Source organism: Bradyrhizobium sp. Kon37, from assembly GCF_055807535.1.
In genome coordinates, this window is sequence record NZ_JBVVOY010000004.1 from 314,413 (window position 1) to 328,212 (window position 13,800).

General features: G+C 64.1%; 17 protein-coding genes. 8 read left to right on the top strand and 9 right to left on the bottom strand.

Features of this window, described 5'->3' with window-relative positions; translation table 11 throughout:
- Positions 1 to 166: 166 nt before the first annotated feature.
- Positions 167 to 901 carry an SDR family NAD(P)-dependent oxidoreductase gene (locus AC0L3J_RS12300; protein WP_473347144.1) on the bottom strand — a complete coding sequence of 245 codons (735 nt, stop codon included), beginning with the start codon at positions 899 to 901 and terminating at the stop codon, positions 167 to 169.
- A gap of 84 nt (positions 902 to 985) precedes the next feature.
- Between AC0L3J_RS12300 and AC0L3J_RS12305 the strand changes: the two genes are divergently transcribed.
- The gene (locus AC0L3J_RS12305; RefSeq protein ID WP_473347145.1) at positions 986 to 1,408 is read left to right on the top strand and encodes a winged helix-turn-helix transcriptional regulator; all 423 of its coding nucleotides are present in this window, start codon (positions 986 to 988) and stop codon (positions 1,406 to 1,408) included.
- 22 nt (positions 1,409 to 1,430) lie between these two features.
- Here the strand turns inward: AC0L3J_RS12305 and AC0L3J_RS12310 are convergent, their stop codons facing one another.
- A complete protein-coding gene (locus tag AC0L3J_RS12310; protein WP_473347146.1) occupies positions 1,431 to 1,778 on the bottom strand; it encodes a MerR family transcriptional regulator in 348 nt (115 codons plus the stop codon).
- An 84-nt stretch (positions 1,779 to 1,862) separates the two neighbouring features.
- On the opposite strand from AC0L3J_RS12310, the gene AC0L3J_RS12315 reads away from it, so the two are divergent.
- The 3 genes from AC0L3J_RS12315 to AC0L3J_RS12325 all read left to right on the top strand — a co-directional run bounded on the left by AC0L3J_RS12315 (position 1,863) and on the right by AC0L3J_RS12325 (position 4,216).
- Positions 1,863 to 2,873 carry a zinc-dependent alcohol dehydrogenase family protein gene (locus tag AC0L3J_RS12315; RefSeq protein WP_473347147.1) on the top strand — a complete coding sequence of 337 codons (1,011 nt, stop codon included), beginning with the start codon at positions 1,863 to 1,865 and terminating at the stop codon, positions 2,871 to 2,873.
- A gap of 93 nt (positions 2,874 to 2,966) precedes the next feature.
- Positions 2,967 to 3,698, top strand: a complete 732-nt coding sequence (locus AC0L3J_RS12320; RefSeq protein ID WP_473347148.1) for a haloacid dehalogenase type II — start codon at positions 2,967 to 2,969, stop codon at positions 3,696 to 3,698.
- A gap of 41 nt (positions 3,699 to 3,739) precedes the next feature.
- Positions 3,740 to 4,216: a YbaK/EbsC family protein gene (locus AC0L3J_RS12325; protein ID WP_473347149.1), complete on the top strand. Its 477-nt coding sequence runs from the start codon at positions 3,740 to 3,742 to the stop codon at positions 4,214 to 4,216.
- Here the strand turns inward: AC0L3J_RS12325 and AC0L3J_RS12330 are convergent.
- Together AC0L3J_RS12330 and AC0L3J_RS12335 are read right to left on the bottom strand one after the other, a co-directional pair.
- The gene (locus tag AC0L3J_RS12330) at positions 4,213 to 4,563 is read right to left on the bottom strand and encodes a hypothetical protein (protein WP_473287926.1); all 351 of its coding nucleotides are present in this window, start codon (positions 4,561 to 4,563) and stop codon (positions 4,213 to 4,215) included. The two genes, AC0L3J_RS12325 and AC0L3J_RS12330, sit on opposite strands and share 4 nt — an antisense overlap.
- Before the next feature lie 95 nt (positions 4,564 to 4,658).
- Entirely contained in the window at positions 4,659 to 5,642 is a 984-nt protein-coding gene (locus AC0L3J_RS12335) for a tripartite tricarboxylate transporter substrate binding protein (protein ID WP_473347150.1), read from the bottom strand.
- A gap of 155 nt (positions 5,643 to 5,797) precedes the next feature.
- Here AC0L3J_RS12335 and AC0L3J_RS12340 point away from each other — a divergent pair, with 155 nt between their 5' ends.
- On the top strand, positions 5,798 to 6,055 hold the full coding sequence (locus tag AC0L3J_RS12340; protein ID WP_027520456.1) for a hypothetical protein: 258 nt from the start codon (positions 5,798 to 5,800) through the stop codon (positions 6,053 to 6,055).
- Between the two features lie 60 nt (positions 6,056 to 6,115).
- Here AC0L3J_RS12340 and AC0L3J_RS12345 read toward each other — a convergent pair whose 3' ends face one another.
- Entirely contained in the window at positions 6,116 to 6,637 is a 522-nt protein-coding gene (locus tag AC0L3J_RS12345; protein ID WP_473347151.1) for an REP-associated tyrosine transposase, read from the bottom strand.
- A gap of 57 nt (positions 6,638 to 6,694) precedes the next feature.
- Positions 6,695 to 7,630 carry a LysR family transcriptional regulator gene (locus AC0L3J_RS12350; RefSeq protein ID WP_473347152.1) on the bottom strand — a complete coding sequence of 312 codons (936 nt, stop codon included), beginning with the start codon at positions 7,628 to 7,630 and terminating at the stop codon, positions 6,695 to 6,697.
- Positions 7,631 to 7,747: 117 nt separating this feature from the next.
- On the opposite strand from AC0L3J_RS12350, the gene AC0L3J_RS12355 reads away from it, so the two are divergent.
- The 3 genes from AC0L3J_RS12355 to wrbA all read left to right on the top strand — a co-directional run bounded on the left by AC0L3J_RS12355 (position 7,748) and on the right by wrbA (position 9,918).
- The gene (locus AC0L3J_RS12355) at positions 7,748 to 8,500 is read left to right on the top strand and encodes an SDR family NAD(P)-dependent oxidoreductase (protein WP_473347153.1); all 753 of its coding nucleotides are present in this window, start codon (positions 7,748 to 7,750) and stop codon (positions 8,498 to 8,500) included.
- A 36-nt stretch (positions 8,501 to 8,536) separates the two neighbouring features.
- Positions 8,537 to 9,235: a pirin family protein gene (locus AC0L3J_RS12360; protein WP_473347154.1), complete on the top strand. Its 699-nt coding sequence runs from the start codon at positions 8,537 to 8,539 to the stop codon at positions 9,233 to 9,235.
- Between the two features lie 83 nt (positions 9,236 to 9,318).
- A complete protein-coding gene (gene wrbA, locus AC0L3J_RS12365) occupies positions 9,319 to 9,918 on the top strand; it encodes an NAD(P)H:quinone oxidoreductase (protein ID WP_473347155.1) in 600 nt (199 codons plus the stop codon).
- Between the two features lie 43 nt (positions 9,919 to 9,961).
- Here the strand turns inward: wrbA and AC0L3J_RS12370 are convergent, their stop codons facing one another.
- The 3 genes from AC0L3J_RS12370 to AC0L3J_RS12380 form a co-directional block, all read right to left on the bottom strand.
- On the bottom strand, positions 9,962 to 11,107 hold the full coding sequence (locus AC0L3J_RS12370) for a GNAT family N-acetyltransferase (RefSeq protein ID WP_473347156.1): 1,146 nt from the start codon (positions 11,105 to 11,107) through the stop codon (positions 9,962 to 9,964).
- A gap of 65 nt (positions 11,108 to 11,172) precedes the next feature.
- Positions 11,173 to 12,573, bottom strand: a complete 1,401-nt coding sequence (locus tag AC0L3J_RS12375; protein WP_473347157.1) for an O-antigen ligase family protein — start codon at positions 12,571 to 12,573, stop codon at positions 11,173 to 11,175.
- Between the two features lie 40 nt (positions 12,574 to 12,613).
- Complete coding sequence (locus AC0L3J_RS12380; RefSeq protein ID WP_473347158.1) at positions 12,614 to 13,678, bottom strand: glycosyltransferase; 1,065 nt, start codon at positions 13,676 to 13,678, stop codon at positions 12,614 to 12,616.
- Positions 13,679 to 13,800: the final 122 nt, after the last annotated feature.

A 13,800-nucleotide genomic window follows, 5' to 3' on the forward strand; every position in this document is an offset into this window, starting at 1 on the left:
CTCCCGCTTGCGGGGGAGGTCGACGCGCGAAGCGTGGCGGGTGGGGGCTTTCTCCACACGATGATTTTCCCGATGCGGAGACACCCCCACCCCAGCCCTCCCCCGCAAGCGGGAGAGGGGGCGCACCGTCCTCGTGGCATCGGCGGAAGTCGTCCGACCGAAGGCCTCAGACCTGTGCCAAGCCTCCATCGACGAAAACCTCGCCGCCGGTCATGAAGCTGCTGTCCGAGGACGCCAGGAACGCGGCCACCGCCCCCGTCTCGCTCGGGTCGCCCACGCGCCCGATCGGCGTCATGCTCCCGAGCGCGTCAAAGGCTTCCTCGCCGACGATCTCCAGCGCCAGCTCCGTCTTGGTCGGCCCCGGTGACAGCACATTGACGCGGATGCCGGTGCCGCGCAGGTCCTGCGCCCAGCTGCGCGCCAGATTGCGGATCGCAGCCTTGGTCGCGCTGTAGATACTGAACTGCGGCGTCCCCATCACCCCCGTGCTCGATCCGGTCAGGATGATCGACGACCCCTTCGTCATCAGCGGCAGGGCTTTCTGCACCGTGAACACCAGCCCCTTCACATTGACGTCGAAGATCTGATCGTAATGCTCGGGCGTGATCTCGCCGAGCGGCGCGAACAATCCGGTGCCGGCATTGGCGAACAGGATGTCGAGCCCGCCGCGTTCGGCCTTCACCGCCGCGTACAGCCGATCGAGGTCGGACATATCAGTCACCGAGCCCCTGATGGCGCGCGCCGAGGAACCCAGCTGCGCCACCGCGGCGTCGAGCGGCTCCTGCCGCCGCCCGAAGAGATAGACGAACGCGCCTTCGTCGATGAACCGTTTGGCCGCTCCAAATCCGATGCCGGTTCCGCCGCCCGTTACCACCGCCGTCTTGCCTTGTAGTCTGCTCATGATGTGCTCCTTCACTAGGGTTGCACTGAGCTGGCGGCCTACCCACCTATCGACAAGTATGCACCTTTTGGTAAGTGCCCAAAAATGTCAGACACGATCTCTCCACCTGCGCAGGCTTCGCCACCTGTCCAAAGCTGCACCCCGACTTTGCCCGGCTTCACTTGCGGCCTCGACGCGACCCTGCGGGTCATCGCCGGCAAGTGGAAGCCGCTGATCTTGTACTTCCTCGCCCAGGGCGGGCCGACCCGCTATGGCGAGCTGCGGCGAGCCGTGCGCGACGTCAGCGACAAGATGCTGATCCAGCAGCTCAAGGAATTGGAGGCCGATGGTCTCGTGAAGCGGACCGACTACAAGGAAGTGCCTCCGCGGGTAGACTACAGCCTCACCGCTTTGGGCCACAGCCTGTCTCAGGCCCTCGTGCCGCTGTGCACGTGGGGCACGGAGCACATGGCGGAGGTCAGCCGCGTCTTCGCCGAGCGGGAGGCCTGGAACTCCAAGAGCCGGTGAATCTGATGGCTACGTTATGCGATCAGTTCACGCTTGCCAGATAGCCCGCCAAAATTGTCCGGCTTTGGCTGAGCGTCTCGATACGTTCGTCGATCAGGCCGACCTGCTGCGTGAGTATTTTTCGCAGCTCGTTGCACGGCGTGAAAGCCGGATCGTTGTTCCTTACGCATGGGAGTAACCGCTTGATGGTTTCGAGCGTCATCCCCGCGCCGCCGAGCACCTTGATCCGCCGCACCGTTTCCTCTTCGGCCTGGCCGTAATCGCGATAGCCGGAGTTCGTCCGCAGCGGCGCAAGCAGTCCTTCGCCTTCATAGTAGCGCAGCATTCGGACGCTGACCCCCGTCCGCCGGGAGAGTTCGCCGATCTTCATCTGAAGCCTCTTGACCCTGACAGTACTGTCAGACCCTACAGACTTTGCTCGTCCAAGTGAATGCCACTTGTGAAGGGAGCAACGATGAAAGCCTACCATTTGAATGGCCATGCTGGTGCTGGCCGCCTTGCGCGCGTCGAAATCAGCAAACCCGAACCCGCCAATGGCGAGGTCCGCATTCGGGTCGATGCGGCAAGTCTGAATTACCGCGACCTCCTGATCCTCGACCGTGCAGGCCAAGGCGAGCTCAAGGGCCGCGTGCCACTCTCCGACGGTGCGGGTGTCGTTGACGCCATCGGCGCCGACGTCTCGCAATGGCGACTCGGGGACCGCGTCGCTGCATCGTTCTTCCGCGATTGGATCTCGGGGCCATTCAAGTCCAGCTATATTCCCTCATCCCTCGGTGGCAACACGATGGACGGAATGCTGGCTGAGTATGTCGTGCTGCCGGCGACTGCGCTGGTCTCAGTGCCGGCGCATTTGTCCGCGGTTGAGGCCGCGACCCTGCCCTGTGCCGGCGTCACGGCTTTTCATGGCCTCATCGCACGGGGCGGGATGCGCAGAGGCGACACGCTGCTGGTCCAGGGAACAGGCGGCGTCGCGCTGTTCGGGCTTCAATTCGCAGCGGCGCTGGGGGCGCGTGCGATCGTGATATCCTCCTCGGATGAAAAACTCGCCCGCGCCAAGGCGCTGGGCGGCTCGATCCTCATCAACTATCGCGAGACGCCTGACTGGGATGTCGCCCTGATGAAGGCGACGAATGGCGCCGGGGCCAGTCACATCCTCGAACTCGGCGGTCCCGGCACCTATGATCGATCGCTGCGATCGGTCGCTTCGGGTGGCAAGATCGTCCAGATCGGGGTTTTGACAGGGTTCGGCCCCAAGCCCGACCTCGCGCGCCTTCAGTGGGAGAATGCCGACATCATCGGTGTCACCGTCGGATCGGTCGAACACTTTGCCGCGATGAATCGCTTCCTGACCGAACATGCGATCCACCCGATCGTCGATCGGATCTATGGTTTCGACGAGGTCGCCGAAGCCTATGCGCACCTGCGGACCGGCTCACATTTCGGCAAGATCGCGGTCAGGCTTTAGAAACCAGGGGTCCAAGTCGCGTTTCCGTCTTGGATCGATACCGCAGCGCCTTGTATAGTCCGTGGACCGCAACGATCCCGGAGGACAGCTCAATTGAGCCTCAAAGCCGTTGTCTTCGACGCCTACGGAACGCTCTACGACATCCAGTCGGTCGCCGAGACCACCGAGGATGCGTTTCCGGGCTACGGTGAGATCATCACGCAGATCTGGCGGATCAAGCAGCTCGAATACACCTGGTTGCGCTCGCTGATGCGGCGCTACCAGGACTTCGCAGCCATCACGCGCGACTCGCTTGCCTATACGCTGCGCGTGCTCGGGCTCGCTTACGAGAACGAGGCATTCGAGCGCGTGATCGAGAAATATCTGCATCTCGATCTCTATCCGGATGCGACGGCAGCGCTCACGGCTCTGAAGCCGCGAAAACTCGCCATCCTCTCCAACGGCAGTCCGGACATGCTGAATGCGCTCGTGCGCAACTCCGGCCTCGACGCCCTGCTCGACGCCACGATCAGCGTCGACGCGAAGAAGATCTTCAAGCCGAGCCCGGAAGCTTACATGCTGATCGGAGAGGTGCTCGGCACCGCGCCGGACGAGGTGCTGTTCGTCTCCTCCAATCCCTGGGATGTCGCGGGCGCGAAAGCGTTCGGATTGAACGTTGCCTGGATCGAACGGGTGACGCCCGAGGCGATGGCGCTGGCTTGCGTCGAGAACGAACTCGTGGCACCGCTGACGATGTTCAAGGCGATCCGCACTCAGATGGACGAGCTCGGCTTTGCACCCGATTATCGCGTCCGGGCGCTCTCGGAGCTGCCAAGGATTGCTTAGGCATCGCCGCCCGCCCATAAGTCTGGAATGAGCCGACCTGAATGAGCCTTCAATCCGTTCGCGATTTCTTCGCCGAAAAAGCCCCCGACATCACCGTTATCGAATCCCCGATCAGCTCCGCCACAGTGGCGTTGGCCGCCGAAGCCTATGGCGTCGAGCCCGGGATGATCGCCAAGACGCTGTCGTTGCGGATCGGCGAGCGCGTGATCCTGATCGTCGCCGCCGGCACTTCGCGCATGGACAACAAGAAGGTGAAGGCGGCGTTCGGCGGCAAGCCGAAGATGCTGGGACTGGAAGAGGTCGCCGAGATCACCGGCCACGAGGTCGGCGGTGTCTGCCCGTTCGGACTGAAGGCGCCGCTACCGGTCTATTGCGACGTCTCGCTGAAGGCGTTCGACGGGGTGGTGCCGGCCGCCGGCTCGACCCATAGCGCGGTGCGCATCACGCCGGAGCGAATGGCCGAGCTGACCGCGGCTGAATGGGTCGATGTCTGCGAGGTCAGATCCGAAGCGCGCTAATCATCCTCGTCGTAAGGTCGGGGCTGGTTCGCCGGAGGCGGTGGCGCATTGTTATAACGTGGCGCCGGCGCGGCGCGATTGCCCGGAACCTGCTGCTGCGGCGGCATCTGATTGTTGGACTGGAACACCGCGCGACAACCGCTGGAGAGCTGCGGCGTGTTCTGCCGCAAGCAGGCCGTAATGCGGCTCACATCAGGGATCTGGTCGCTGCACAGCCGCCACACATCCGGCGTGCAGGCCATCTGCTGCTCCATGGTTCCGCGATACTCTTCAGCGGATGCAGCGCCCTGCGCGACGATGCCGCCGATCGCAAGCGCCACACCCAGCGCAATCCGCTCTGTTCGCATGTCCGATTCCTTCGCGAGTCTCTCGAATTCTCTTCAATCAATGAGACGCGGAGAGGTTCTGGACCAACAAAAAATTGTGAAAACGGGCCAGGAACCTATTCGACCTTGCCGATCTTCTTGACCGCCATAATCAGCCGCGCGCTGTCGATAGCCACGAACTCGGCAAACGCCGGCGCGTCCTGATAGGCGACGAGACTGCCCGACGTTTCGAAGGCCTTGAGCACGTCGGGGCTCGTCATCACCTGCGCCATCGCCTCGCGCAGGCGGGTCGCGATCGGCGCCGGCAGCGCGCTCTGCGCAAACAGCCCGGCCCAGATGTACATCTCGACGTCCTTGTAGCCGAGCTCCTGGAAGGTCGGCACATCGGGGAAGCTTGCGATGCGCTTGGCGCCGCAATTGCCGAGCACGCGCAGCTTGCCGTCCTCCACTTGCGGCTTCAGCGTCCCCGGTGCGGCGGCGATCGCCTGCACGGTGCCGCTGAGCAGCGCGGTGAGCGCCGGTCCGGCGCCGCGAAACGGCACATGCAGCAGCTTGATGTCGGCGCTGTTTGCGAACATCTCCATCGCCACGTGCAGCGTGCCGTAAGGCCCCGACGAGCCATAGGTGATCTGGCCGGGACGCTTCCTGGCATCCTCGACGAAATCCTGCGCCGTCTTCCACGGCGCCGAGGCCGGCACGGCGAGCAGCGTGGGATCGGCCAGCACCCGCGCGATCGGCATGAACTGCGAGAGCTCGTAGGCGACCGGACGGTCGAACAGCCGGTCGGCTTCGGGCAGCACCGCGAGCGAGGACAGTGTCATCAGCAGCGTGTAGCCGTCGGGCTCGGCGCGCGCCGCCGCGGCGTTGCCGACGGATCCACCGCCACCGCCGGCGCGGTTGTCGACGATGACCGCCTTGCCGAGGATTCGCTCCAGCGCCTGTGCGACGGGGCGCGCCGCGAGGTCCGCCTGGCCCCCGGCCGGAAACGGCACGATCATGGTGACGTTGCGAGCGGGATAGGCTTGCGCGAAAGCCACGCTCGACAACACAGGCAACAACGGCAATGCGGCAGCAGCGCGCAGGACATCGCGTCGATCCATGGCAGATTCCCCCTGTTTTCTTATTTCGCCGCCAGCCTAGCGTGACCGTCCGCAAGAACAAGACGCGCGGCGGGATTAACGAAGCATTATCCATGTGTTCCGCCCGGTCAGGAACGTCCCTCGGGCCCTACCGTTGCCTCCCAGGGAGTGGAGCGATGAATAGACTTCAGACCATTGACGTGGCGCTGGACGAGATGCTGGTGAATCTCGCCGCCATCGTCTTGCGGCTTTCAAAGCCCGACGTGACGCGAACGCCGGAAGCGCGACGCGCCTTGGCGCAATCCGTGCATCAATACGCAGTCTGCGCGAAGCGCTCGCGCGATCCGCGTGTCCATGATTTGAAGTCCCAGCTGGAAGAGACGTTGAAGCCGAATTTGCGCGTGGTCGCGCGAAATGATGTGACGGTGTCGTAATCGTACTACTGGGCGATATGCCGTAGGGTGGGCAAAGGCGCAAAGCGCAGTGCCCACCAATCATTCGCCGAAGTGCCCTGCGATATCACGCACATCCCCTCCCCAGTCCACGGGAAGGGTGCCTTGATCAACATTACGATGGAAGCTGCTGAAAGACCAATCCCGCACACGCGTGACGAGGCCATGCTTCACAGGATTGAAGTGTATGTAATCAACGTGCCGCTCCAAGTCAGCATCGTCGCGAATTGCGTGCTCCCAGAACCGGCGTTGCCAGATGCCCTTCTCTCGCTTCCTCGATTTACTGAGTGAACGCTCGCCGATCTCCAAGCCTCGCGAAAAGCTGCCCTTGATCAGATTCCATCGCGACGAAAAGTCGGCGTCATCCTCAGGCAACGCCCAGATCGCATGGAGGTGATCAGGTAAGATACAGATCGCGACGGTCTCGAACGGCCGGCGTTGCCCGACCGTTCGGTAGATCTGGCGTAGCCGATCAACCTGGTCGACCAGTAGCGTACTTGACCTATCGGCTAGCACGACGGTGAAGAAGAACATGTTGCCTTGCGCTCGGCGATACTGAGGCACTTGCGATCCCTCGCATCAAATTGGTGGGCACGCTTCGCTTTGCCCACCCTACCGCACCTACGCTGTTCGCTCGCTCTTCTTTGCCTGCCGCTTGCACGTACCCGGCAGCTTCGCCGCGAGAAAATCGCCGAGCGCCTCGACGCGTGCGGGGCGCGGGCCGCCAGGTGGCGTCACCAGATGCACGGCGCCTTCGACCTGCTTCCAGTCCTTCAGGACCACTTCGACCTCGCCGGAGGAGATGGCCTCGCCGACGATGAATTCCGGAAGATCGGCGATGCCGAGGCCGGCGATCAGCGCCGGCATTACCGCTTCGCCGTTGTTGACGCGGAGCTGACCGCCCGGACGCACGCTGGCCTGCTCGCCGGCCGCATTGGTGTAGTGCCAGACGTTCGGCGTCGAGAGATAGGCGTAGCTGAAGCATTTGTGCTCGGCCAGATGCATCGGATGCGTCGGCCGTCCGTATTGCCTAAGATAGGACGGCGCGGCCACCGTAAAGCGCGGCATCGTGAAGAGCCGCCGCGCAATCAGCGAGGAATCCGGCAGCCGCGCGATCCGCACCGCCATGTCAAAGCCCTCGCCGATCAAATCGATGGTCGCATCGCTCAAGTGCAGATCGACCGAGACCTCCGGATAAGCCTTGAAGAATTCCGGGAGCAACGGCGCCACCGCCTTGATCCCGAACGACATGGGCACGGCGAGCCGCACCAGGCCCCGTGGCGCGACCGACTGCGCCAGCGCCTCGTTCTCCGCCGCCTCGCCGTCGGACAGGAGGCGGGTCGCACGCTCGGCGAGCTTATGCCCGGCATCGGTCAGCGCGAGCCGGCGTGAGGTGCGGTTGAACAGCCGGGCGCCGAGCCGCTCTTCGAGGCGCGTGACCGCCTTGGACACCGTCGCCTTGGACATCGCGAGCTCGCCCGCTGCACCCGCAAACGACCGTAATTCCACGACTTTTGCAAAAATCGCGAGTGCCTCGAAATCGGGGAGTTTGGCCATGAAAGCGGATCCCATTGGGCGGTTTAAGGAAACAATACGTTTCAACAGTTTCTATTTCTATACCACAGGCGGAGGCTTATCCAAGGGTCATCAGAAATTCAGCAATGGAGAAATCCAATGACCAAGAAGCTCGCAGGCAAGGTTGCCCTCGTCACCGGCGGCTCGCGCGGCATCGGCGCGGCCTCTGCCCGCGCACTCGCCGATCAAGGTGCTGATGTCGCCATCAGCTACGTCGCCTCTCCCGAAAAGGCGGAAGCGGTCGTCACCGAGTTGAAGGCCAAGGGCGTCAAGGCGCGCGCCTTCAGGGCGGACCAAGCCTCGGCCAAGGACGTGACGCAGCTCGTCAACGATGTCGCAAAGGAGTTCGGCCATCTCGACATCCTCGTCAACAATGCCGGCGTCGCGAGCGGCGGCGCGATCGACGATGCCAATGCCGACACCGAAGCGCTCGCCCGCCAGGATGCCGTCAACGTGCATGGCGTGATCGCGGCGATCCGCGCCGCTTCGCAATTGATGGGGGAAGGCGGCCGCATCGTCACGGTTGGTTCGATGCTTGCCGACCGCGCCTCGTTCCCGGGACTTGCGGACTACGTCGCCACCAAGGCCGCCGTGGTCGGTTACACCAGGGGCGCAGCCCGCGACCTCGGCCCGCGCGGCATCACCGTGAACGTGGTGCAGCCCGGCTCGATCGACACCGACATGAACCCAAAGGACGGCGGCGAGTTCGCCGAGACCCAGCGCAAGCAGCACGCGCTGCAGCGCTTCGGCCGCCCCGAGGAAGTCGCGGCTGGCGTCGTGTTCCTCGCAAGTCCGGAAGCCTCCTTCGTCACGGGCACGGTGCTCAACGTCGACGGCGGTTTCGGCGCCTGATCAAGGCGCCGCCCGCTCAAACAAGGAATTACGCAGATGATCGAACTCAGACCCTTCGCAAAGCTCGGCGGCGCCGATCACGGCTGGCTCAACGCTAAGCATCATTTCTCCTTCGCAAGCCATTATGACCCCGACAACATGGGTCACGGCGCCTTGCGGGTGTGGAACGACGACGAGATCGCGCCGAACACCGGCTTTCCCGCCCATCCCCACGCCAACATGGAAATCATCACCTATGTGCGCGAGGGCGCGATCACCCATCAAGACAGCCTCGGCAACGAAGGCCGCACCGAAGCGGGCGACGTGCAGGTGATGAGCGCCGGCAGCGGCATCCGCCACTCCGAGTACAATCTCGAACCGACCAGGACACGCATCTTCCAGATCTGGATCGAGCCGACCGCGCGCGGGGGACAGCCGACCTGGGGCTCGAAGCCGTTTCCGAAAGGAGACCGCTCGGGCAAGCTCGTCACCATCGCGAGCGGCTTCGAGAAGGACACAGACGCGCTGCCGATCCGCGCCGATGCGCGGGTGCTCGCCACCACGCTGAAGGCGGGCGAGAGCGCGGAGTACGAGCCCGAGAGGTCGCGGCATCTCTATCTCGTGCCCGCTGCGGGGTCAGTCGAGATCAACGGCGTGCGCGTCAACGCCCGCGATGGTGCGGCGATCCGCGACGAGGACAGGCTGAAGATCACGGCACTGGAAGATTCCGAGATCGTGCTCGTCGACGCGGCCTAGCAACGCATCCGTCATGGCGGGGCCTGTCCCGGCATGACGCCCGCGGCACCAACCCATCAGATCTGCATCCAACGGAGACCATCATGACCAAAGTTCTCGTCCTTTATTATTCCGCCTATGGCCACATCGAAGCGATGGCCAATGCCGTGGCCGAAGGCGCGCGCGAAGCCGGTGCCACCGTCGACATCAAGCGCGTGCCCGAGCTGGTGCCGGCCGAGGTCGCCAAGGCGTCCTATTACAAGCTCGACCAGGCCGCCCCCGTCGCGACGATCGAGGACCTCGCAAACTACGACGCAATCATCGTCGGCACCGGCACCCGCTTCGGCCGCATGGCCTCGCAGATGGCGAACTTCCTCGACCAGGCCGGTGGGCTCTGGGCCAAGGGCGCGCTGCACGGCAAGGTCGGCGGCGCCTTCACGGCGACCGCGACCCAGCATGGCGGCCAGGAGACGACGCTGTTCTCGATCATCACCAACCTCTTGCATTTCGGCATGGTCGTGGTCGGCCTGAACTACGGCTTTGCCGGCCAGATGAAGCTCGAGGAGGTCACCGGCGGCGCACCTTACGGCGCCACCACGATCACCGGCGGCGACGGTAGCCGGCAGCCCAGCGCCAACGAACTTGCAGGTGCACGCTATCAGGGCCGCCAGATCGCGGAGACAGCCAGGAAGCTGCACGGTTAAGCTACATGGCTGAGCTGCACGTCTGATGCGAGGGGAGCGCCCGTCAGCGCGTCCCCTTGCCAATCGCCTTCGCCGCAAAGGCGGCCAGTCTGGGATGACGGCGCAGGCCCTGGGCGGCGTGGTCACGCCACGCGAAGGGCATGCCGCGCCAGGACAGCGCGACGCTCACATCGGTCAGCGGCACCGGCTCGGCACCGAAGCGGCGCTTGTAGTCCTGGTTGCCGATGCTGAGGTCGAAACGGCGCACGCCCTGCGCATGCAACGCCGCCATGGTGCGCTCGGTCACGAGCAGACCCGGCGAGCAGCTCGACCATGAATCGCCGGCGTGGCTGATGCGCAGCAGAAAATAGGTCGCACCGAATCTGACGCCGAGCGTGGTGGCAACGACGGCCTCGTCGCAGACCAGCGCCGAGATGACGGCATAACCGTCCGCGACACCCTGATGGGCGACTTCGCGGTAGAACTGCGCATGGGTTTCGTCGTTGAGGACGAAGCGCGAACCCAGCTTTCGCATGCGTGCCTGCTGCTGGGCATCCATCACGTCCAGCAGCTCGCGCGCACGCGCGACATCGGTAGCGATCTCGAATCGCGCGCCGTCGTGACGGCTGAAGACGCGCCAGCAGCGCGGCATCTGCATGCGCTTGATCGAGGCCTGGTAAGCTTCATAGTCGTCGCCGGTCAGCACGACGTTGCCGTTGAGCGAGCAGGATCCTATCCGGCCGAGCGCCACCAGCGGGTTCGGCCTGCCGCCGATCTGGGCCGGCATCTTCTTCAGGCGCAGCAAATCGAAGCGGTCCGGCAATGCGCGCAATGCGTCGATCAGCGCCGTGCCGATCGCCTCCGTCGCCGCGGCGTCCAACGCGGCATCTAGCCCAAGGATCGGCGCGTTGTTGTCGGAGACGCCGAAATCGGCGAACTCGACGATGCGGATGCCGCGCCTGAGATGGCTGATCATCGGCACGATTGCGATGTCCCTGCCGGTCGTGGCATCGGAGATCAATGCAATCAGCGGCGAGAGATCGTGGAACGCCTCGTACCAGGCGCCGAGCCAGTATCCATGCTGGAATGCAGTGCGATGGCCTGCGTTCAGGCGCGATGCGGCCCGCTGCCAGTCACGCACGAAATCGACCGCGATTCCCGACGTACTGGACACAAGACCATCTGGTTGCTCGACGCTGAGGATCGTCATCCGCGGGACATGCGATTACTGGGTGTTTCCAGATAGATTATGTTTTGTCGCGGCCACAAGTGACCTCATTGCTTATCGTTAAGCCGATGCCACTGCGGCGGCACCGGCTGCGACAAGTCGTCCGGTTCCGTTTCCGCAACGCATTGGAACCTGGCCAGGAAGTGCAGGCCGGCCACGGCAACAGCGAACATGAACCAGATCGGATTCTGCCGTTCGAGCAGGAAGGTCTCGGTGGCCCCGTAGTACAGGCCGAACAGCCACACGGTCAGGAACAGCTTAGCCAACGCACCGCTGCGGTTGTGAGTTCGGGCGGTCTGGAAATTGCCTAGCGGCGCGAGCACGAAGACGAGGATCACCAGCAACAGCCCCGGCAGGCCGATGGTGACCGCGAGGTCGAGATAGCTGTTGTGGCTGTGCGCCGCGCTCGTCGCCCATTCGGCGCCCTGGGCGGTCTGCCGCGCGGTCACATCGTCCCAGAACGCGGCGTAGCCGTGACCGATGATCGGCTTCTCGGCGACGGCTGCGAGCGCGAACTCCCAGATGGCGGAACGGCCGGTGAAGGTGGGATCGAGCGGAAGCAGCCGCGTCATCGCCCCAAGCGCCGGGCTGAGGACGCTGCCGACCGTCAGCAGGTTCATCACGATCAGCGGCACGAAGCAGATGATCCGCCTCAGCCACAGGCTCGGCGTGACGCAGACCAGCGAGGCCAGCGCGTAGATCGCAAGACACAGCACCGACGACGTCTTGCCGCCGGTGAAGATCAGGAAGAGTCCGGCCAGCGCGGCGATGGCCGGGCCCATCACGAACGAACCAATGGCAGACAAGTAAATGCCGACATAGACCAGGATAGTCATCACGGGCGAGGCGATGTTCTTGTGGCCGAAGCTGCCGCGCCAGTCGCCGGCCAACTGCGGCTCGGTGATGTCGAGTGCGGTGTGCATCGAGTATTGCGGCGCCACGAAGACGCCGAGATAGCAGAGCGCGAGTAATACGAGCGCGGCGCCACCGAGGCACAGGTTGAAGCTGCGCTGCGTCGGCGGCAACAACGGCAACAGCACCGCGAGTGACATCACGCTGGCTGCGAGCACAAAGCGCTGCATCGAGACTCCGCGATTCTCGGAGAAGACGATGTTGATCAACAGCCAGCCGACCAGGCAGAGATGCAGCGGCGTCACCAGGGTTTTCAGCGCGGGCGCATCCGTTGCGGCGACCAACAGGACTGCGACCGCGGCCAGCAGGCCCCAGGAGACATAGGTGAGCGCCAATCGTCCGCCGACCACGGTGGCGACATCCTCGCTGCGCAGGTCCGGAAACGGATCGAGTGTCACCAGCACGAGGAGCAGCGCCGCGACTGCGACGAGGCAGCGCGCCGCCCGCACGGCGTTGACCCCCGCAAGCCCACCGCGCAGGACGTCGCCGAACGATCGGGCCTCGACGTCGGTCATGTCAGTGGCGCTGCGATCCATGGCTCGAGGCTGGTGGTGAAGCCGGGGGAAGCTCCAAGTCCTAACCGATCCCTGTTAAGCATCCGTCAACCAGTCCGCCGGAGCTCTGCGGCGCCTGCTGCCGCACGATGCTCCGCGCGATCTCGTAATATTGCAGGGCACGCTGTTCCAGCGTGAGATTGTCGAGCACGAAACCGCGCGGATCGAACGTATCGGCGGCGCACCCGGCCCAGAACTCGTCCCACCCCGCCTCGAACCCTGCGATGTCGACGAACTTGGCGCCGCAACGATCATCCCAGTACGGCACCGACGACACCGGCGCGAACTGGACGCGATGCGGATAATAATCGGGGTCCCGCCAAGCGCCGCCGGGATCCCAGGCGAGCACCGGCACGCCGCAAGACAATGCCTGCTGGTAGGCAATGCCCTGGCTCTCGTTCTGGCACAGAAAGATCATCGCACGAGATTGCGCGAGCGCGGCCCGATAGTCTTCTTCCTTGTAGCTGCCGTAACGCAGTTCCGTGAACGAGCGGCCTTCCCTCCTGAGCCGGGCGCGGACGGGTTCGATCAGCTCCGCCGCGTAGCGATCGCGGTCCCAGTGCACCTTATCGTAGATCAGGACGTCGACGCTCTTTTGCGACGTCGGCGACGGTGCCCAGAGATCCGTGTCGATGCCGATCGGCCAGGCCTCCGTGTCGGGCCAATGCGGCCGATACATGTCGGCGTACCACGGGCCGGGCACCACGACCTTCTTAACCGGCAGGCGCTTGAACAGGTCGGGATCGTCGAGTGGATGATTGTGGGCGGCGACGCCGAGCAGGATCGGATTTTTCCAGGCGAATTTGTCGAGCAGGAAGGTGCGGCCGATGATGCAGGCGAGTTCGTCCGGATGCCGCGCGATGTAGCCATAGTCATTGACGCGGTAGCGGATACCCAGCCGATCGAGCCCCGCACAGAGATTGAGGAACACGCGGAGCTGCCCGCTCATGCGCGGCTCGCCGAGCAACATGCGACGCGCCATGCGGCGCAGATGCCGGTCGCCGGGAAACCAGCGATCGTCCTTGTCCTCGTAGAACAGGTTGAGGACCATGTCGTCGGGATCGTAGTCGAATGTCTTTGCGGGCACTGGGTCCATCCGCGGGAGTTCGGTGCGCATTCTCGCATGGGACCGGCTGTCGCACTCTTCCAAATTTGCCACAGGCTTAATGCCGGCGGCTTAACGCTATTCTACGAAACCAGAGGTGCGCC